The organism is Acidovorax sp. GW821-FHT09B03, assembly GCF_059418305.1.
The window spans coordinates 115,964-135,850 of the sequence record NZ_JBWKPP010000011.1; the positions used below are offsets into that span (position 1 = coordinate 115,964).

Annotated in this window: 17 protein-coding genes; 13 read left to right on the forward strand and 4 right to left on the reverse strand. The window is 65.7% G+C overall.

What is annotated here, in order from left to right:
* Positions 1-109 precede the first annotated feature (109 nt).
* The 10 genes from scpA to AC07PA_RS19860 all read left to right on the forward strand — a co-directional run bounded on the left by scpA (position 110) and on the right by AC07PA_RS19860 (position 10,353).
* Positions 110-2,281 carry a methylmalonyl-CoA mutase gene (gene scpA, locus AC07PA_RS19815; RefSeq protein WP_494607127.1) on the forward strand — a complete coding sequence of 724 codons (2,172 nt, stop codon included), beginning with the start codon at positions 110-112 and terminating at the stop codon, positions 2,279-2,281.
* Complete coding sequence (locus AC07PA_RS19820) at positions 2,278-2,769, forward strand: GNAT family N-acetyltransferase (RefSeq protein WP_494607125.1); 492 nt, start codon at positions 2,278-2,280, stop codon at positions 2,767-2,769. Before scpA ends, AC07PA_RS19820 begins: the two co-directional genes overlap by 4 nt.
* A complete protein-coding gene (gene meaB / locus AC07PA_RS19825) occupies positions 2,766-3,812 on the forward strand; it encodes a methylmalonyl Co-A mutase-associated GTPase MeaB (RefSeq protein ID WP_494607123.1) in 1,047 nt (348 codons plus the stop codon). Before AC07PA_RS19820 ends, meaB begins: the two co-directional genes overlap by 4 nt.
* 35 nt (positions 3,813-3,847) lie before the next feature.
* A complete protein-coding gene (locus AC07PA_RS19830; RefSeq protein WP_007855226.1) occupies positions 3,848-5,380 on the forward strand; it encodes an acyl-CoA carboxylase subunit beta in 1,533 nt (510 codons plus the stop codon).
* 7 nt (positions 5,381-5,387) lie between these two features.
* Entirely contained in the window at positions 5,388-6,074 is a 687-nt protein-coding gene (locus tag AC07PA_RS19835; protein WP_145696726.1) for a DUF1963 domain-containing protein, read from the forward strand.
* A gap of 28 nt (positions 6,075-6,102) precedes the next feature.
* A complete protein-coding gene (locus AC07PA_RS19840; protein ID WP_494607120.1) occupies positions 6,103-8,151 on the forward strand; it encodes an acetyl-CoA carboxylase biotin carboxylase subunit in 2,049 nt (682 codons plus the stop codon).
* Positions 8,152-8,176: 25 nt separating this feature from the next.
* A complete protein-coding gene (locus AC07PA_RS19845) occupies positions 8,177-8,998 on the forward strand; it encodes a YdcF family protein (RefSeq protein WP_494607119.1) in 822 nt (273 codons plus the stop codon).
* Positions 8,999-9,024: 26 nt separating this feature from the next.
* Positions 9,025-9,498, forward strand: coding sequence for a VOC family protein (locus AC07PA_RS19850; protein ID WP_494607117.1), 474 nt, complete (start codon positions 9,025-9,027; stop codon positions 9,496-9,498).
* A 14-nt stretch (positions 9,499-9,512) separates the two neighbouring features.
* Positions 9,513-9,860 (forward strand): hypothetical protein, encoded by a 348-nt coding sequence (locus AC07PA_RS19855; protein ID WP_494607115.1) that lies wholly within the window; start codon positions 9,513-9,515, stop codon positions 9,858-9,860.
* A gap of 97 nt (positions 9,861-9,957) precedes the next feature.
* Positions 9,958-10,353, forward strand: a complete 396-nt coding sequence (locus AC07PA_RS19860) for a phosphopantetheine adenylyltransferase (RefSeq protein ID WP_494607113.1) — start codon at positions 9,958-9,960, stop codon at positions 10,351-10,353.
* A 34-nt stretch (positions 10,354-10,387) separates the two neighbouring features.
* Here the strand turns inward: AC07PA_RS19860 and AC07PA_RS19865 are convergent, their stop codons facing one another.
* Positions 10,388-10,834 (reverse strand): hypothetical protein, encoded by a 447-nt coding sequence (locus AC07PA_RS19865; protein WP_007855233.1) that lies wholly within the window; start codon positions 10,832-10,834, stop codon positions 10,388-10,390.
* Positions 10,835-11,518: 684 nt separating this feature from the next.
* Here AC07PA_RS19865 and bioB point away from each other — a divergent pair.
* The 3 genes from bioB (at position 11,519) to AC07PA_RS19880 (ending at position 14,286) form a co-directional block, all read left to right on the forward strand.
* A complete protein-coding gene (bioB, locus tag AC07PA_RS19870; RefSeq protein ID WP_494607111.1) occupies positions 11,519-12,565 on the forward strand; it encodes a biotin synthase BioB in 1,047 nt (348 codons plus the stop codon).
* Positions 12,566-13,052: 487 nt separating this feature from the next.
* Positions 13,053-13,316 (forward strand): hypothetical protein, encoded by a 264-nt coding sequence (locus tag AC07PA_RS19875; RefSeq protein WP_494607109.1) that lies wholly within the window; start codon positions 13,053-13,055, stop codon positions 13,314-13,316.
* 100 nt (positions 13,317-13,416) lie between these two features.
* Positions 13,417-14,286 (forward strand): tetratricopeptide repeat protein, encoded by an 870-nt coding sequence (locus AC07PA_RS19880; protein ID WP_494607107.1) that lies wholly within the window; start codon positions 13,417-13,419, stop codon positions 14,284-14,286.
* 444 nt (positions 14,287-14,730) lie between these two features.
* On the opposite strand, the gene AC07PA_RS19885 is transcribed toward AC07PA_RS19880, so the two are convergent.
* Genes AC07PA_RS19885 through AC07PA_RS19895 form a run of 3 tightly spaced genes read right to left on the reverse strand, consistent with a single transcriptional unit; the run spans position 14,731 to position 19,880 of the window.
* Positions 14,731-15,663: a response regulator gene (locus tag AC07PA_RS19885; RefSeq protein WP_494607105.1), complete on the reverse strand. Its 933-nt coding sequence runs from the start codon at positions 15,661-15,663 to the stop codon at positions 14,731-14,733.
* Between the two features lie 3 nt (positions 15,664-15,666).
* Positions 15,667-16,860 (reverse strand): response regulator, encoded by a 1,194-nt coding sequence (locus tag AC07PA_RS19890; protein WP_494607103.1) that lies wholly within the window; start codon positions 16,858-16,860, stop codon positions 15,667-15,669.
* On the reverse strand, positions 16,857-19,880 hold the full coding sequence (locus AC07PA_RS19895) for a response regulator (RefSeq protein WP_494607101.1): 3,024 nt from the start codon (positions 19,878-19,880) through the stop codon (positions 16,857-16,859). Before AC07PA_RS19895 ends, AC07PA_RS19890 begins: the two co-directional genes overlap by 4 nt.
* Positions 19,881-19,887: the final 7 nt, after the last annotated feature.

Genomic DNA, 19,887 nt, shown 5'->3' on the forward strand with positions numbered 1-19,887 from the left:
TATGCTGCGAAGAATATTTTGAATCAATAATTATGAATGATGTAAACTCAATGCCACATCGGGATTTGCCCCTGAATACGACACCGCCATCCTCGGAGACCGTTTCGCCATGAGTGCCACGCCCCCCAACAGCCCCCCTGAATTCGCTGCCGCCTCGCTCGAGGCCTGGGCCAAAGCCGCCGCCAAGTCGGCACCGGGTGGCGACGTCAACGCGCTGAATTGGGTCACGCCCGACGGCATCACCGTCAAGCCGCTGTACACGGCGGCCGATACGGCCGACCTGCCGTACGCCAACACCTTGCCGGGCTTCGAGCCCTACCTGCGCGGCCCCCAGGCCACCATGTACGCGGTGCGGCCCTGGACCATCCGCCAGTACGCGGGCTTTTCCACCGCAGAAGAATCGAATGCCTTCTACCGCAAGGCCCTGGCCGCAGGCGGGCAGGGCGTGAGCGTGGCGTTCGACCTGGCCACGCACCGCGGCTACGACAGCGACCACCCGCGCGTGACCGGCGACGTGGGCAAGGCCGGCGTGGCCATCGACTCGGTGGAGGACATGAAGATCCTGTTCGACCAGATCCCGCTGGACAAGGTGTCCGTGTCGATGACCATGAACGGCGCCGTGCTGCCCGTGCTGGCCGGCTACGTGGTGGCGGCCGAAGAGCAGGGCGTGGGCCAGGACCAGTTGAGCGGAACCATTCAGAACGACATTCTGAAAGAGTTCATGGTGCGCAACACCTACATCTACCCGCCCAAGCCGAGCATGCGCATCATCGGCGACATCATCGGCTACACGGCACGCAACATGCCGAAGTTCAATTCCATCTCCATCTCCGGCTACCACATGCAGGAGGCGGGCGCCAACCAGGCGCTGGAGCTGGCCTTCACGCTGGCCGACGGCAAGGAGTACGTGAAGACGGCGATGGCCTCGGGCCTGGACGTGGACGATTTCGCCGGCCGGCTGTCCTTCTTCTGGGCCATCGGCATGAACTTCTACCTCGAAGTGGCCAAGATGCGCGCCGCGCGCCTGCTGTGGTGCCGCATCATGAAGGAGACCGGCGCCAAGAACCCCAAGAGCCTGATGCTGCGCACCCACTGCCAGACCAGCGGCTGGAGCCTGACCGAGCAGGATCCCTACAACAACATCGTGCGCACCACCATCGAGGCCATGGCGGCGGTGTTCGGCGGCACGCAGAGCCTGCACACCAATGCGCTCGACGAAGCCATTGCCCTGCCCACCGAGTTCTCCTCGCGCATCGCACGCAACACGCAACTCATCATCCAGGAAGAGACGCACATCACCAACGTGGTCGACCCCTGGGCCGGCAGCTACATGATGGAAAAGCTCACCCAGGACATGATGGATGCCGCCTGGGCCATCATCGAGGAGGTGGAGGCCATGGGCGGCATGACGCAGGCCGTGGACAGCGGCTGGGCCAAGCTCAAGATCGAGGCCGCGGCCGCCGAGAAGCAGGCGCGCATCGACAGCGGCAAGGACGTGATCGTGGGCGTCAACAAGTACAAGCTCCAAAAGGAAGATCCGGTCGACATCCTGCAGATCGACAACGTGATGGTGCGCGACGGCCAGATCGCGCGCTTGAAGGACATCCGCGCCAAGCGCGACACAGCCCAGGTGCAGCAGGCGCTCGACGCGCTGACTTCGGCCGCCGAAACCGGCGAGGGCAACCTGCTGGACCTGGCCATCAAGGCCGTGCGCCTGCGCGCCACGGTGGGCGAGGTGTCGGATGCGCTCGAAAAAATCTACGGCCGCCACCGCGCCGATACGCAAAAGGTGACCGGTGTGTACGCTGCTGCCTATGACTCGGCCGAGGGCTGGGACAAACTCAAGAGCGAAATCAGCGCGTTTGCCGACGCCGAGGGCCGCCGCCCGCGCGTGATGATCGCCAAGCTCGGCCAGGACGGCCACGACCGCGGCGCCAAGGTGGTGGCCACGGCCTTTGCCGACCTGGGCTTCGACGTGGACATGGGCCCGCTGTTCCAGACCCCCGAGGAATGCGCGCGCCAGGCCATCGAGAACGACGTGCACGCCGTGGGCGTGAGCACGCTGGCCGCCGGCCACAAGACCCTGGTGCCGGCCATCATCCAGTCGCTCAAGGACCAGGGTGCGGACGACATCATCGTCTTTGTTGGCGGCGTGATCCCGGCGCAGGACTACGATTTCCTGTACGAAGCCGGCGTCAAGGGCGTCTACGGCCCGGGCACGCCCATCCCGGCCAGCGCCAAGGACGTGCTCGAACAGATCCGCAAGGCCATCGCGGCATGATGGACGTGGGAGGTGCTGCGTTGACTGCGCCCCTGTTCACCCTGCAGCCCGTGGCCGAAGAGGATTTCGAATCCATGCTGGAGTTGCGCACCGCCGCCATGCGCGAAAGCCTGGAGCGCGTGGGCCGTTACACGCCCGAGCGCTCGCGCGAGCGCCTGCGCGCCGCCTTTGCGCCCCGGTACATGCAGCACCTGGTGTCGCCCGACGGCCGGCGCATGGGCTTCGTCACCGTGCAGCCCGAGGGCGCGGGTGTGCTGCGGCTGCAGCATTTGTACCTGCACCCCGACTGGCAGGGCAGCGGCATCGGCGCCGCCGTGCTGGCCAGCGTGCAGCAGCGGGCGCGTCGCGAGGGCGCGGTGCTGCGGCTGACGGCCTTGCAGCACAGCGATGCCAACCGCTTCTACCAGCGCCACGGCTTCGTGCAGACCGGCGCGGAGGACGTGGACGTGCACTACGAGTGGCGGGCCGGGGAGGGCGCTGCCGCATGAACGCACCCCACTCACTGTCCGACCTGCAGGCTCCCGCCAACCAGTGGTTCGACGGCATCTTGCACGGCAGCCAGCCCGTGCAACGCCGCGCCATGGCCAAGGCCATCACCCTGCTCGAATCCACGCGCGCCGACCACCGTGCCGAGGGCGATGCGCTGCTCACGGCCCTGCTGCCGCACACCGGCCAGGCCTTCCGCCTGGGCATCAGCGGCGTGCCGGGCGTGGGCAAGTCCACCTTCATCGAGGCCCTGGGCCTGTTCCTCATCGGCAAGGGCCACCGCGTGGCGGTGCTCACCATCGACCCGTCGAGCACGGTGTCGGGCGGCTCCATCCTGGGCGACAAGACACGCATGGAGCAGCTGTCCATGCGCGAGGAGGCCTACATCCGCCCCAGCCCCTCGAGCGGCACGCTGGGCGGCGTGGCCGAAAAGACGCGCGAGGCCATGCTGGTCTGCGAGGCCGCCGGCTACGACGTGGTGATGGTGGAGACCGTGGGCGTGGGCCAGAGCGAGATCGCGGTGGCCGGCATGACCGACATGTTCGTGCTGCTGCAGCTGCCCAATGCGGGCGACGACCTGCAGGCCATCAAGAAGGGCGTGATGGAGATCGCCGATCTGGTGGCCATCAACAAGGCCGACATCGACAAGAATGCCGCCACCCGCGCCCAGGCCCAGATCACCTCGAGCCTGCGCCTTTTGGGCATGCACGGCAACCCCGACCATGCCACCCACGGCGCCCTGTGGCAGCCGCGCGTGGTGCAGATCAGCGCCCTGCTGGGCCAGGGCGTGGACGGCTTCTGGGACGCCGTCACCCAGTTCCGCACCCAGCAAACCGACAACGGCCGCCTGGCCCTGCGCCGCGAAAAACAATCGCTGGCCTGGATGTGGGAGCGCATCGACGCCGGGCTCAAGCAGGCGTTCCGCCAGCACCCGGCCGTGCGCGGCCTGCTGCCCACGCTGCAGGCCGACGTGGCCGCGGGGCGCGTCGCGGCATCCACCGCCGCGCGCAACCTGCTGGCGGCATCCCATACCCCTACACCCTAGACAACCACAGCCATTTCACCGAAAGAGCAGCGACCATGCAAGACATCCTGGAGCAACTGGAGAAGAAGCGCGCCCTGGCGCGCCTGGGCGGCGGGCAAAAGCGCATCGATGCGCAGCACGCCAAGGGCAAGCTCACGGCGCGCGAGCGCATCGAGCTGCTGCTCGACGACAACACCTTCGAAGAGTGGGACATGTTCGTCGAGCACCGCTGCACCGACTTCGGCATGGAAGCCAACAAGATCCCGGGCGACGGCGTGGTCACCGGCTACGGCATGATCAACGGCCGCCTGGTCTTCGTCTTCAGCCAGGACTTCACCGTCTTCGGCGGCGCCCTGAGCGAGACGCATGCCGAGAAGATCTGCAAGGTGATGGACCAGGCCATGAAGGTCGGCGCCCCGGTGATCGGCATCAACGACTCGGGCGGCGCGCGCATCCAGGAGGGCGTGGCCTCGCTGGGCGGCTATGCCGACGTGTTCCAGAAGAACGTGCTGGCCAGCGGCGTGATCCCACAGATCAGCATGATCATGGGCCCCTGCGCCGGCGGCGCGGTGTACTCGCCGGCCATGACCGACTTCATCTTCATGGTCAAGGACTCGAGCTACATGTTCGTGACCGGCCCCGAGGTGGTCAAGACCGTGACGCACGAAGAAGTCACCGCCGAGGAACTGGGCGGCGCCGGTACCCACACCACGCGCAGCGGCGTGGCCGACATGGCCTTCGAGAACGACGTGGAGGCGCTGATGATGCTGCGCCGCCTGTACAACTACCTGCCGCTGAACAACCGCGAAAAGGCGCCCGTGCGCCCGAGCAACGACCCGGCCGACCGCATGGACCGGAGCCTCGATACCCTGGTGCCCGAGAACCCCAACAAGCCCTACGACATGAAGGAGCTGATCACCAAGGTGGTGGACGACGGCGACTTCTTCGAGCTGCAGCCCGACTACGCCAAGAACATCGTGATCGGCCTGGCGCGCATGGAGGGGCAGACCGTGGGCATCGTCGCCAACCAGCCGCTGGTGCTGGCAGGCTGCCTGGATATCAAGAGCTCCATCAAGGCTGCGCGCTTCGTGCGCTTTTGCGATGCCTTCAACATCCCCGTGGTCACCTTCGTCGACGTGCCCGGCTTCATGCCCGGCACCAGCCAGGAGTACGGCGGCATCATCAAGCACGGTGCCAAGCTGCTCTACGCGTACGCCGAGTGCACGGTGCCCAAAATCACCGTCATCACGCGCAAGGCCTACGGCGGCGCCTACGACGTGATGAGCTCCAAGCACCTGCGCGGCGACGTCAACCTGGCCTGGCCCAACGCCGAGATCGCCGTGATGGGCGCCAAGGGCGCGGTGGAGATCATCTTCCGCGAGGACAAGAACGACCCCGTCAAGCTCGCCGCCCGCGAGGCCGAGTACAAGGAGCGCTTTGCCAACCCCTTCGTGGCCAGCGCGCGCGGCTTCATCGACGACGTGATCCTGCCGCACGAGACGCGCAAGCGCATCTGCCGCAGCCTCGTCATGCTGCGCGACAAGAAGCTCGAGAACCCCTGGCGCAAGCACGGCAACATCCCCCTGTGAGGCCACGGTGCTGAGCCACTACCCCCGTTTTCGCAAGGGTGCCGCGCAGGGCCTGGTGCCCAAGCTCGGCGGCCTTCCCTGGGGCCTGCCCGCCGAGCGCTGGCCGGTCTGCGAGGAGTGCGGTCGCCCCATGAGCCACCTGGCCCAGCTGCCGGCCGACCCGGCGGTGTTGCCCGGCGTGGCGGATGGCGAAGTGCTGTTCGCCTTCAAGTGCGAATGGGACAGCGTCTGCAGCTTCTGGGAAGTCGATGGCGGCGCCAACGCGGTTTTCACCGTGCTGCGCCAGGCGCTGGCCGACGCGCCGACGCCAGCCCCCGTGGTGGCGGACGGCACGCCCGAACTGCTGCCCGAGCTGGCCGTCACGCACTGGCATGCCGCCGACGACGGCGCCCCAGCCGAACTCGAAGAGGCCTTCTACGACTACGGCAAGCACAGCGACCTGCCCGACGAAATCGCCCACCCACACGACTGGGCCAGCGAGTGGCGCACCAAGGCCGGCGGTGTGCCCTACTGGACGGCCAATGGCGCCCAGCAGGTGCCGCCGGGCCGCCTGGTACTGCAGATCGACAACTGGGTGGCGCTGGAGGAGGGCGGCACCACCGAGGTGGCGAACTTCTGCTCGGACGGCACCGCCTATGTCTTTGTGGACCGGTCGCAGACGCCGCCGGTCTACTCCCTGATCATCAACCGCTGATGCGGTCAAACCCTAGAAGAGACAGACCATGTTCACCAAAATCCTGATCGCCAACCGCGGTGAGATCGCCTGCCGAGTCATCGCCACCGCCCAAAAGATGGGCATCGCCACCGTGGCCGTGTACTCCGAGGCCGACAAGGAGGCCCGCCATGTGAAGCTGGCCGACGAGGCCGTGCGCATCGGCGCGGCACCGAGCCGCGAAAGCTACCTGCTGGCCGACAACATCATTGCCGCCGCCAAGCAGACCGGCGCCCAGGCCATCCACCCGGGCTACGGCTTCCTGTCGGAGAACGAGGCTTTTGCCCAGCGCTGCGAGGACGCGGGCATCGCCTTCATCGGCCCCAAGGCGCATTCAATCGCGGCCATGGGCGACAAGATCGCCTCCAAGAAGCTCGCCAACGAAGCCCAGGTCAACACCATCCCCGGCTACAACGACGCCATCAGCGGCCCCGAGCAGGCGGTGGAGATCGCCAAGGGCATCGGCTACCCGGTGATGATCAAGGCCTCGGCCGGCGGCGGCGGCAAGGGCCTGCGCGTGGCCTTCAACGACAAGGAGGCCTTCGAGGGCTTCACGAGCTGCCAGAACGAGGCGCGCAACAGCTTCGGCGACGACCGCATCTTCATCGAGAAGTTCGTGCAGCAGCCGCGCCACATCGAGATCCAGGTGCTGGGCGACAGCCACGGCAACGTGATCTACCTGAACGAGCGCGAATGCTCCATCCAGCGCCGCCACCAGAAGGTGATCGAAGAGGCGCCGTCCCCCTTCATCAGCGACGCCACGCGCAAGGCCATGGGTGAGCAGGCCGTGCAACTGGCCAAGGCCGTGAAGTACCAGAGCGCCGGCACGGTGGAGTTCGTGGTCGGCAAGGACCAGGACTTCTACTTCCTGGAGATGAACACCCGCCTGCAGGTGGAGCACCCGGTGACCGAGTGCATCACCGGCCTGGACCTGGTGGAGCTGATGATCCGCGTGGCCGCCGGCGAGGCCCTGCCGCTGACCCAGGCCGATGTGAAGCGCGACGGCTGGGCCATCGAGTGCCGCATCAACGCCGAAGATCCGTTCCGCAACTTCCTGCCGAGCACCGGGCGCCTGGTGCGCTTCCAGCCGCCGGAAGAGAGCATGTTCCAGTCCGACACGGCCAAGAAGCTCGGCGTGCGCGTGGACACTGGCGTGTACGAGGGCGGCGAGATCCCCATGTTCTATGACTCGATGATCGCCAAGCTCATCGTGCACGGCACCGACCGCGAAGACGCCATCCACAAGATGCGCGCGGCACTCAACGGCTTCGTGATCCGCGGCATCAGCAGCAACATTCCGTTCCAGGCGGCGCTGCTGGCGCACCCGAAGTTCGTCTCGGGTGACTTCAACACCGGCTTCATCGCCGAGAACTACAGCCAGGGCTTTGCCGCCGAGGACGTGCCGCACGAAGACCCGCTGTTCCTGGTGGCGCTGGCCGCCTACATGAACCGCCGCTACCGCGCGCGCGCCTCGGGCATCAGCGGCCAGCTGGCAGGCCACGAGGTCAAGGTGGGCGAGCAGTTCGTGGTGGTCACGCTGGGCGCCGAAGGCAAGAACATCCACCACGCCGTGTCGGTCACGGACTTCGAGGACAAGTCCGGCTCCAGCGCAGTGACGGTGGAGGACCGCACCTACCGCATCAGCAGCTCGGCCACACTGGGCCAGGTGCGCGTGCAGGGCCAGTGCAATGGCCTGGGCTTCACCGCCCAGGTCGAGCGCGGCCCGGGCAAGAACCCGCTGGCGCTGCGCATCGCCCACAACGGCACGCAGATCGACGCCATCGTGCTCTCGCCGCTGGGCGCACGCCTGCACCAGCTCATGCCCTTCAAGGCACCGCCGGACCTGAGCCGCTTTTTGCTCTCGCCCATGCCCGGCCTGCTGGTGGACGTGGCCGTGCAACCCGGCCAGAAGGTGCAGGCCGGCGAGAAGCTGGCCGTGATCGAGGCCATGAAGATGGAGAACATCCTTTTTGCCGCGCAGGATGGCGTGGTGGGCAAGATCGTCGCCGGCAAGGGCGAATCGCTGGCCGTGGACCAGGTGATCCTGGAATTCCAATGATCGCGGGGCGTACGCAGCTGTGTTCGTGACGGTGGACGGGTGGTCGACCGCGCCACGAAAACGGTGGCCGCTGGCGCGCCTGGCCTGCCTGCTGGCAGGTGCGGTGCTGCTGGCCGATGGCCTGGTGCTGATGTCCATGGGCCTGTTCTCGATGGGCGTGACCGTGCCGGGTGCCCTCGGCCTGGGCTTGTGCCTGCTGGCCTGGCGCTGGCAGGCCTTGCAAGCCTGGCGCAAGCGCTCACCCTGGGGCCGGCGGCTGTGGCGCGCAGGCTGGCTGCTGCTGCTGGCCTGGGTGGCCAGCGTGGGCCTGTTCTGGAGTGCACTGGCCGGGCAGGTACATGTATTCAATGCTGCAGTAGCCGATGTGCCGCTCAAGGCCATCATCGTGCTGGGCAGCGGCACGCCCAACGGCCAGCCCTCGCCGGCACTGCGGGCCCGGCTGGACAAGGCGCGCGAGCTGGCCGCCGCCCATCCCGCCGCCTGGGTGGTGGTCTCGGGCGGCGTGGATTTCGGCGAAACCGCAAGCGAGGGCCGCATCATGGGCGACTACCTGCGCGCGCAGGGCATGGCGGCCGGGCGCATCCTGCAGGAGGAGCGCAGCACCAGCACCGAGTTGAACCTGCGCTACAGCCTGCCGCTGCTGCAGGCCAGGGGCCTGGGCCTGGCCAGCCCCGTGGCCGTGGTCACCAGCGATTTCCACACCGTGCGCGCCCAGCGCATCGCGCGCAAGATCGGCTACACGCAATCCGTGGTGGCGGCCGCCCCCACGCCGCTCTACCTGCGCTACAACGCCTGGCTGCGCGAATACTTCGCCACCGCCAGCAGTTGGGTGCTCGGTGAAGTCTGACACCACTATTTTTTGAAAGATCAGCCATGAATACCGCAGCCTCCCGTCCCTTCAAAGTCCTGGGCATCCAGCAGGTCGCCATCGGCGGTACCGACAAGGCGCGCATGAAGACCCTGTGGGTGGACATGCTCGGCCTCATGCAGACCGGTACTTTCCAGAGCGAGCGCGAGAACGTCGACGAGGACATCCTGGCCATGGGGCAGGGCGCCTGGAAGGTCGAGGTCGACATCATGCAGCCGCTCGACATCGACAAGAAGCCCGCCGTGCACACCACGCCGCTCAACCACATCGGCCTGTGGATCGACGACCTGCCCCGTGCCGTCGAATGGCTCACCGCCAAGGGCGTGCGCTTTGCGCCGGGCGGCATCCGCAAGGGGGCTGCCGGCTACGACATCACCTTTCTGCACCCCAAGAGCAACGACGAGTTCCCGATTGCGGGCGAGGGCGTGCTCATCGAGCTGGTGCAGGCGCCAGCCGACGTGATCGCGGCGCTGGGCTGAGCCCACAGCAAGCAATGGTCTTCGCGGGACGAACCCGGGCTGCAGCCGCCTTGCTGCTGGCGCTGGCCAGCCCCGCGCTCTGGGCCGCAGGTGGCGCCTACCCGCTGGACTGGGGTCGCTCCAGTGAAGTGCTGGAATACCGCTCCTGCGGCTGCGCCGACAGCTGCTGGGTGGCCGAGGTCAAGAACCGCCGCACCCGGCAGACCCTGGCCCGGCTGCGCTGCGACTGCGAGCGCCTGTTCTCGCAGGTGGGGGCGCGCGGCCCCGAGCGGGAGCACGCCCCGAGTTGCTCCGCCTTCGAGGGCACGGCGGACAAGCCGGGCGCCATCCGCCAGGCGCTGGAGGAACTGCTCGGGCGCTGAGCTCGCAGAACGCCGTCCATGACCTGGCGGGTCATGGATCCGTAAGTCCATGGGGGATACAACCGGGGCATTCCATTCCTTCCTGGAGTTGTGCCCCATGCCGATCCTCACCACCCTGGCCTTGCTGGCCGTGGGCGTCATCCACCTGATCCCCTTGTCGGGCGTGCTCGGGCCAGAGCACCTGGCCCGTTTGTATGGGGCCGCACCGTCCGACCCCAGTGCGCTGATCCTCATGCGCCACCGCGCCGTGCTGTTCGGCATCGTGGGTGGCGTGTGCGTGCTGGCCGCGTTCAAGCCCGCCCTGCAGTGGCTGGCACTGGTCCTGGGGGGCTTCAGCGTGGTCTCTTTCCTTTGGCTGGCCTGGTCCACGGGCGGGTTCAACGCCCACCTGCAGCGGGTGGTGGTGGCCGACCTGGTCGCCTTGCTCTGCCTGGCCGCTGGCGCGCTGGCCCTGGCATGGGCCGAGCGTACCGGCCCAGCGCCCGGCGCCTGAACTTGTCCTGCGTTCCGTTGCGCCGGCCGCGGTCTTACTTGGCCAGTTCGCGGATCTTGTTTTCGTCGATGTACCGGCCCATGCCCTGGAAGCCCTGGGCGACCGCCGGGTTCTCCATCAGCGAGCGCATCGCCACCTGGCCCAGCACCTGAAAGCTGGTCTGGATCGCGGCGGGGCCTTCGTACTTCAGGGCTTCACGGGTCGGTTTGCGGCAGGTGTCGGTCAGCAGGCGCTCAATCAACTGCCCGGTCGACTTGTTCGTGCCCTCTCGCTGCGCCGGCGTGACCGCCGAAATGCTCGCCACATCCGGGTGCAGGGCGGACGTGGAAAAGATCCAGCGCACCAACAGTGAGCGGTCGGCATCGCTGGTGGACGCCACGAGGCACTTGGCCAGATCGTCCGAATAGATGCCCGCATGGGCGGGGCCTGCCAGGGCGGCGCCAAGGGCAAGGCCCAGGGACATTGCAGTGAGCTGTTTCATGCCCCCATGCTATCCAATCCGGGCCAGGCCTTAGAACCTGTTCACGATCTCGCAGGGGATCGCGTTGGGGCGCAATCGGGATGAGTGGATGCATCGGATGCGCCGCATGGGCTCGTGCCCATGCAAGCAGCCGGGGCGTCCAATCGCCCGATTTCGCTCCAACCCTTCGGGCAGTGGCCTTGGCGGGCGGTCTGCGGCGTTGCGGCGCTTGCCAATAGCCGAGCTATTGGCTGCGCACCGCGCCTTGCATACCTCCCGCCAAAGCCGCTGCGCGACCCCTGGGAGATCGTGAACAGGTTCTTACACATCGGGATGGCATCTTGCGCCAACGTCGTTGAGCCGCACGAAGGCCTGCCCCCGGATTGACTGCAGATGTCCTCCATAAGTGGCCACTTGCTGCGACGGATTTTTCTATGCCGACAAATTCCGTCAAAAGCCAATAACTTCTGCCTTTTTCGCGGTTTTTGCACGCCATCTTGCGTGCAGTTGGTGCATGGGGTTTTTGTGGCACTTTTTGTGACCCGATGGCTTGATCTTGTGCCTTTTTCTCCTTCAGAATCATCGCCATAGCGCAGCGCGCCACATGGGATGGGTTCATGCCTGTGGCGTCTTTTGTCACCTGTTGCCTGTGGGTGCCGCCACCTTTGGGGGGCACCAGGCAGCATTGCAAGGAGAGAAGAACCCATGCCATCCACCACGACCGCGGCCCCCCAGGCCATCCAGCTGCACCGCCCCGTCGCTTCACGCCCTGTGCGGGGGGCCTGGTCGGTGCAGGCCATCCAGGCCCTGCTCGACAAACCCCTGATGGACCTGCTGTTCGAGGCCCAGACCGTGCACCGCGAGCACTGGCCCAAGGGCGACATCGAACTGGCCACGCTGCTCTCGGTGAAGACCGGCGGCTGCCCCGAGAACTGCGGCTACTGCCCGCAGGCGGCCGAGTTCGACACGGGCGTGAAGGCCGAGAAGCTCATGGCCGTGGACGAAGTGCTGCGTGCCGCCCAGGCCGCCAAGGACGCGGGCGCCACCCGCTTTTGCATGGGGGCGGCATGGCGCGCCCCCAAGGACCGCGACATCGAGAAGGTCAGCGAGCTGATCGGCGCCGTCAAGGGCCTGGGCCTGCAGACCTGTGCCACCCTGGGCATGCTCGAATCGCACCAGGCGATGGCGCTCAAGGACGCGGGCCTGGACTACTACAACCACAACCTCGACACCGCCCCCGAGTACTACACCGACGTGGTCAGCACGCGTGCCTACCAGGACCGGCTCGATACCTTGCAGCACGTGCGCAGCGCCGGCATCAGCGTCTGCTGCGGCGGCATCGTGGGCATGGGCGAGGCGCCCGTGCACCGCGCCGGCCTGATTGCCCAGTTGGCCAACCTCGACCCGTACCCCGAGTCCGTGCCCATCAACAGCCTGGTGCGCGTGCCCGGCACCCCGCTGGCCGACAGCGAGCCCATCGACCCGCTCGATTTCGTGCGCATGATCGCCGTGGCCCGCATCACCATGCCGCGCGCCCGCGTGCGCCTGTCGGCGGGGCGCCAGCAGTTGGGCGAGGCGGTGCAGGCGCTGTGCTTCCTGGCCGGGGCCAATTCAATCTTCTACGGCGACAAGCTCTTGGTGACGGGCAACCCGGATGTGGAGGCCGATGTGCAGCTGCTGGGCAAGCTGGGGTTGGTGGCGACAAGGCAAGGCAGCGCGTCTTTGAAGACGCATGCGACAGCGCTGACCTGAAGGCCTGCTGAACGAGTGGCAAAGCTCACCCATCTGGGTGGGTCCTGACACGCGGTGAGACTACTTAGACAGATAACATCCCTCTCCACCAAATAGCAATTCATTGCGGAGGCGAGGATGCAAGAAATGCGTGAGGGCGTAGCGCAGCCGCAAGGGAGAGCCGCCGCACAAGGTTCAGCCCCCGTGGTGACCAAGCGCTGCGCTATGGCCCGCCGACACCAAGCGGCCGGTGCCCGCGCCATCCGTGCTGGCCTGCGCGCCTGCGAAGCAGCAGTTGCTGCAACCGCCTCCCAAGGCAGGGGCTCGCACACCACCACCGAGCACCTCCCCGGGTCCGGCACCGTCCAGCTACAGGCCATGCACACCGAGGGCGGCGTGGTCACTGAAGCCCAGGCTTTGATGGTCATCGTGCCGGGCAGCGCCCGCGTGAGCGCCGAGATTACGCTGGAAAACAAGGACATCTGCTTCGTGAGCCCGGGCCAGGACCATGGCCATCAAGCTGGAGACCTTTATCTTCCCGCGCTACGGCATGGTGAACGCCACGGTGGATACGGTCACGCAGGACGCGGTCAATTACGAGAGGCGCGGGGCGATCTTCCCGGCCATGCTGAAGTTCAACCAGACCCATATTGATGTCGATGGAAAGCGGGTTAAGCTGGCGCCGGGGGATAAATATTACCGTAGCAATAAAAACCAACCAGCCATCGGTTGTCGAGTTCTTGCTCAGTCCTATTCAGAGGGCGGGGCGTAAGATTTTGAGAGAACGGTGAGCAGTCGACACTCACCATCAAAAATATCAAAAAATCATTGCGAATTTTAAAAATCCGCATTCATTCAAATTTCATAAACTCATGAAGAAACACACTCGACTTCCGAAGCTGACCAAGCCAGCTATGCTTGCATTGTTTTTTTTGCACGTCAGCGCTTATAGCTCAAGCGGTTTTATGTATATCCCTACGCCTTGCCAAATTGAATGGGAGCGCAGCAGCTTCGTGCGACCGATGCCTCCGGAGCAAATCGGCCAACAAGAAGCCAGAGCAAAAATGGGCGATGTTGATGCCCAATACTTTATGGGCATAGCCACAGAGGACAAAGAGGAGCGCCTTGCATGGCTTAAAAAGGCCATCGCCAATGGCTCCAAGGGCGCAGCCGCCTACTACGCCTACATTTGGGATGAGCGATGGAAGACAGAGCCCGTCAACCCCGATGAACCCAATGGCCCCCGAAAACCAATCAGTCTGCCTCTTCTCAAGGAGTTACTGCAGCCTGTGATCGATGCGGGAGAGTCTGGGGACCCTCAGGCTGCGACTTGGTTAATGGAAATGGGGCGAGCGCGATGGGATTATCGCACGAATCCAAACCACCCCATATTAAAGCTCTCCGACATGCCAAAATGGGCAGAAATTGCTGCACGCGGTGGCAATCCTGCTGCCGCGGAGTGGTTGTGCAGGGCTCACGACAAGGGATTAGCTGAATTTCCGGGCGTAGAAAAAAAAGACGATACGCAGGCTTTTTACTGGTGCTCAATTGCAGCGCCCAGAACTTGCTCTATTGGGGCGAAATCATCGCTTGCAGAGCTATATAGCAAGGGGTTAGGTGTTGCGCCATCCAAGACGATGGCTGAATATTGGAATGATCGCGCCCAAAAAGCAAGGAGAGCAGTTCAGATGGAAGGATTATTTCCCATCGGCACCAGCGGCAAGGCCATCATCACGGACTGATACCTTGGCGCGGCCCAGCATGTGGAGCAGATCTGAGCCGATGGCAAGGTGCTGACGGACACGAAGGTGCAAGCCTTGGTGTCGGCGCAGCAAGTTCTACCTCAATAAATTAATAACACTATATAGATTTCAACCAATTATGAAGACTCCTCAATACACAGAAGAAATCTTCTTGTTTCAGCCGCAAGCGCATCCAGTGTTTCCGCGCTTGCAACAACACCAATCTCAGACCCACTCTCACTGAATGATTATATTTCAATACCTGCGCAATTGATATCCATCAGGGACTATCAAAAAACGGTCGCACTACCATTGTGGCTGGAGAAAAAACTAAATAATCGCGCTTCAGATATCAGTAATAAAGATTTGAAATTTGAAGAGGCGAACGAATATTCAGATTGTACTTTTTTAGCGGTTGAAGATGTCCATCTTCGAATGGCAAAATCACCCGCCTTGCAGCGCTTTTAACTCCACCTGCAGCCGCTCCACCTCCGCCTGCAACCGGCTGTTCTCGTGCATCTGGTCAAAATCCTTCTGCAACTGCTTGCGGTGCTCCACGTAGTACATAAGGTTGCTGACCCGCAGGCGCAGCAGCTCGGGTTCGATGGGCTTGAAGACATAGTCGATGGCGCCCAGGCTCAGGCCCTGGTGGCGTGAGGCGTCGTCGGTCATCGCGGTGACGAAGATGATGGGCGTGCATTCCGAGGCATGGTGCTCGCGCAGGCGGCGCGCCACCTCGAAGCCGTCCATCCCGGGCATCATCACGTCGAGCAATATCAGGTCCGGCGGTGTGTCGGACTGGCTGATGGCCAGAGCCTTCTCGCCGTTGTGCGCGATCTTGACCTTGAAGCGGTCGCGGAACAGGCCGGCCAGCAGCTGCAGGTTGTCGGGCGTGTCGTCCACCACCAGGATGGTGGCGCGTTCGGGTTCGGTGGCCAAGGGGTCGGGCACGGGCTCCAGTGGTGGCGGTACCAGGGCCGAGGAGATGGCTTGCGTGTCGCGCTGCAGCACGCGCTGCATGCGTTCGATGAGGCGGCGCACCGTGAAGGGCTTGACCAGCAGGTCGCCGATGCCCAGGCGGATGGCCCGGGCGGCCGAGTCGCGGTCCAGCCCGCCCGACATCAGGATGAAAGGCAGGCCGGCCAGCTTGGGCTCGGCGCGCATGGCCTCGAGCAGCGAGAGGCCGTCCATGCCCGGCATGTCCAGGTCGCAGATCACCACGTGCACGGGTTCTGCGCGCAGCAGCTGCAGGGCGCGCGCGCCGTCGCGGGCCTGCAGCACCTGGCCGAAGCCGAAGGTCTGCAGCTGGCTGGCCAGGGCCTGGCGCATGGCGCTGGCGCCTTCGGCCAGCAGCACGGTGGTCTTGGAGGGGTGCATGTCTCAGGACTTGGTGTCTTGCGCGGTCAGTTCGATGTGCTCGGCGGGCAGGTCTGTGGCGATCCGGTCCACCTGGGCGTTCAGCGCATGCTCGCCATCGGCAAAGCGCTGGGCGATGCCCCGGAACTCCTCGGACAGTGCCAGGAAGGCGTCCACCATGTCGGGGTCGAAATGGCTGCCCCGGCCGTCGCGGATGATTTCCACCGCCACCTCGTGGGGGAAAGCGGCCTTGTAGACGCGCTCGGAGATCAGCGCGTCGTACACGTCGGCCACGGCCATCAGGCGCGCGGACAGCGGAATGGTGTTGCCCACCAGGCCTTCAGGGTAGCCCGAGCCGTCCCATTTTTCCTGGTGGCTGTAAGCGATTTCCTTGGCGTAGCGGAAGAACGGGTTGGTGTGCGAGGTCTCCCGCTCTGCGGAAATGATCGCGTCGCGCCCCAGCGTGGTGTGGGTCTTCATGATCTCGAACTCTTCGGGCGCGAGCTTGGCGGGCTTGAGCAGGATGCGGTCCGGGATGCCCACCTTGCCGATGTCGTGTAGCGGCGCCGACTTGAAGATCATCTCGATGGCCGCCTCGGTCAGCTCGTCCTCAAAGCGCGGGTGGTGCTGCAGCTTGCGGGCCAGCACTTCCACATAGTGCTGGGTGCGGCGGATGTGGTTGCCTGTCTCGTTGTCGCGCGTCTCGGCCAGCGAGGCCATGGCGCGGATGGTGCCGTCCTGCAGCTCCACCACCTCGCGCGTGCGCTTGGCCACTTCCTCTTCCAGGTACTGGTTCTGCCGCGCCAGCATGTCGCGGGCGCGCTTGAGCAGCAGGTGATTGCGCACCCGCGCCAGGGTGATGGCCGGGTTGATGGGCTTGGTGATGTAGTCCACCGCGCCCAGTTCCAGGCCGACCGTTTCGTCGTCCGATGCGCTCATGGCGGTGAGGAAGATCACCGGGATGTCTTCGGTATCGGGGTTGAACTGCAGGCGGCGCAGCACCTCGTAGCCGTCCATCTCGGGCATCATGATGTCCAGCAGGATCAAATCGGGCTTGGCATCGCCCGCCACGATCTGCAAGGCCCGCTCGCCGCTGTTGGCCAGCTTGACCTTGTAGTCCGAGCGCAGCAGGTCGCTCATCAGCGACAAATTGTCGGGCGTGTCGTCCACCACCAGCACGGTGCATTTGCCGCTGGGCTCCATGGGGTTGCTCGTCATGACGTGGGTCCTCCTTCTATCGCGGGGTCGGGCAGGGGCGCAGCACGCAGCAGCGCCAGTGCGTCGGTGAAGATGTAGCTGTCCAATGCCCGTTTCATTTCGCCGTAGACGGGGCCCAGCAAGGCCTTGAGGGCGGGCGCGGACTCCTTGAACAGCTCCACGGCGTCCGAATCGTCGTCCGCCAGCAGGGCATCCAGGCGCGCCAGCAGTTGCCGGGCCTCGGCTTCGTCCACCAGCACCTGGGCCACAGCGGCCTCTTCGGCGGGCAGCGCGCCTTGCAATGCCGCCACCAGCGCCTGGCAGCCGGTGTCCAGGGGGGAGAGCAGGGCGGCCAGCGCGGCCGTGTCTGCCCCGTCCGCCAGGGCCTTTTCCACCGCTTCTGCCAACTGGGCCAGAGGTGCCGCGCCAATGGTGCCCGCCGTGCCCTTCAAGGTGTGCATGCTGCGCAGGGCATCCTCGCGCTGCCCCGCGGCCAGGAAGGCCTGCGTGTTTTGCACCGCCGACGCCTGGCCGGCCACGAACTTGCGCAGCAGGCTCTCGTAGGCCGCCGGCTTGCCCAGCACGCGGCGCAGGCCGGCGGCCGTGTCCAGCCCGTCGATGCGCGTGAGCGGCTCAGGGAGCGTGCCCGCCGCCTGGGCAGGTGCGGCAGCAGCCTGCGCTCCCTGGCCCTCGGAGCGCGCCGGCACCCACTGCAGCAGTTGGGAAAACAGCTCATCGGGGTCGATGGGCTTGGCCACATGGCCGTTCATGCCGGCCGCCAGGCAGCTGTCGCGGTCGCTGCTCATGGCATTGGCCGTCATGGCCAGCACGGGCAGGCCGGCCCAGGCCGGGTTCTCGCGCAGGCGGCGCGTGGCGGTGAGGCCATCCATCACCGGCATCTGCATGTCCATGAGCACGATGTCGTAGGGCGCACGCTGGTGCAGCATGTCGAGCGCCACCTGGCCGTTCTCGGCCACCTCCACCACCAGCCCGGCATCGCCCAGCAGGTCGGCGCCCACCTGCTGGTTCAGGTCGTTGTCGTCCACCAGCAGCACCCGGGCGCCATGGATGGGGGCCAGGTCGGGCGCGCTGGTTCGGCGCGCTGCGGCGCGGTCTGCCAGGCCGGTGTCCTGCACGCCGCCCAGCGCCCGGATGGCGGTGTCGAACAGCTGGGACGGGCTGACCGGCTTGGTCAGCATCAGGCGGATGCCGGCCTGCTCCAGTGCACGGAACACATCCTCCCGGCCATGCGCGGTGACGATCACCGGCACCGGGGGGTGGGGCAGCAGGGCCAGCTGGGCCGCGGTCTGCACGCCGTCCATGTCCGGCATCTTCCAGTCCAGGAACGCAATCTCGCAGGGCGCGCCCGCCGCGTCCGCATCGCGTGCCGCGGCAATCGCCTCGCTGCCCGAGGCGGCCGTGGTCACCGCAAAGCTCATGCTGGCCAGCAGGCCCGCCAGGATCTGGCGTGCCTGCTCGCTGTCGTCCACCACCAGCACCCGACGCCCGCGCAGGTCGGGCTCGGGCAGCAAAGGGCGCGCCGAGGGCGTGCCCAGGCCCACGCGGGCCGTGAACCAGAAGCGGCTGCCCAGCCCGGGTGTGCTGTCCACGCCGACCTCACCGCCCATCAGGCCCGCCAGCTTCTTGGAGATGGCCAAGCCCAGCCCGGTGCCGCCGTACTTGCGCGTGGTGGAGGTGTCCGCCTGCTCGAAGGAGCGGAACAGCCGCGACTGCTGCTCGGGCGTGAGGCCGATGCCTGTGTCCTGGACCTCGAAGCGCAGCAGCAGGCCGTCGGCATCGCGCTGCAGCGTGGTCACGCGCACCACGATCTCTCCGGTGTCGGTGAACTTCACGGCGTTGTTGCCATAGTTCACGAGGATCTGCCCCAGGCGCAGCGGGTCGCCACGCAGGTCGTCGGGCAGGGCCGGGTCCACATCGAACATCAGCTCCAGGCCCTTGGCCGAGCATTTGTCGCCGATCAGGTTGGCCACGTTGTCGAGCACGCCGCGCAGGTCGAAATCGACGGTCTCCACCTCCAGCTTGCCGGCCTCGATCTTGGAGAAATCGAGGATGTCGTTGATCAGGCCCAAGAGGTGCTGGCCCGAGCGCTGGATCTTCTCGACATAGTCGCGCTGGCGTGGCGACAGGTCGGTGGTCAGCGCCAGGTGGCTCATGCCGATCACGGCGTTCATGGGGGTGCGGATCTCGTGGCTCATGTTGGCCAGGAAGTCCGACTTCATCTGCGAGGCATCTTCGGCGCGGGCGCGGGCCACCTCGAGCTCGTCCTCGTGCTCGCGCAAGGTAGCGTTGGCCTGCTCCAGCTCCTCGGTGCGCTGGACCACCCGGGCTTCGAGCACCTCTTCGCTGCGCTTCAAGGCTTCCACCAGCTCGGCCTGTGCGGCCATGGCCAGCGACTTGGCTTTTTCGCGCTTGAGGAACTGCCGGGCCATGGCCACGGCCAGCAAAAAGGTGAGCACTGCCTGGAAGGCCGTGAGGCCGGTGGTCAGCAGGGTCTGGTGCTGCACCTCGGCGTTGCGCTGGTCGCCGAGCAGCGCGGAAATGCGCGAGGCGTTGAGCGACAGCTCCTGCACCGTCGGGCGCAGTTCCACCAGGCGCTCACGCAGCAGCCGCATGTTGGCCTGGCTGGTGCGCGCGTCGACGCTCTGGCCGAAATAGCTGTCACCGGCCTCCACGAACTCCTGCAGCTCCGCCAGTGCCTTGGCGTACAGCGGCTCGTGCTGCATGAGCGTGCGCGCGGTGCCGCTCTCCAGTGCGCTGAAACGGCTCAGGAACAGGTCGTAGCGCAGCTGCAGCGCATCCGTGGAGATGCTTTGGGGGTCGTACTCGTACTGGTGCAGTGCGTGGTCCAGCCGTTCGTGCTCCACATTGAGCTGCAGGTAGGACCACAGGGCGTTCACGTCGCCCCGGCGCATCACGGCTTCGACGCTGCGGTACTGGCGGTACTGGACCGTGGCGATGGACACGTAGACCACCACCAGGCTGGCGATGATCAGGGGCAGGAGGTGCTTGCTGCGCAGCATGGGCAGC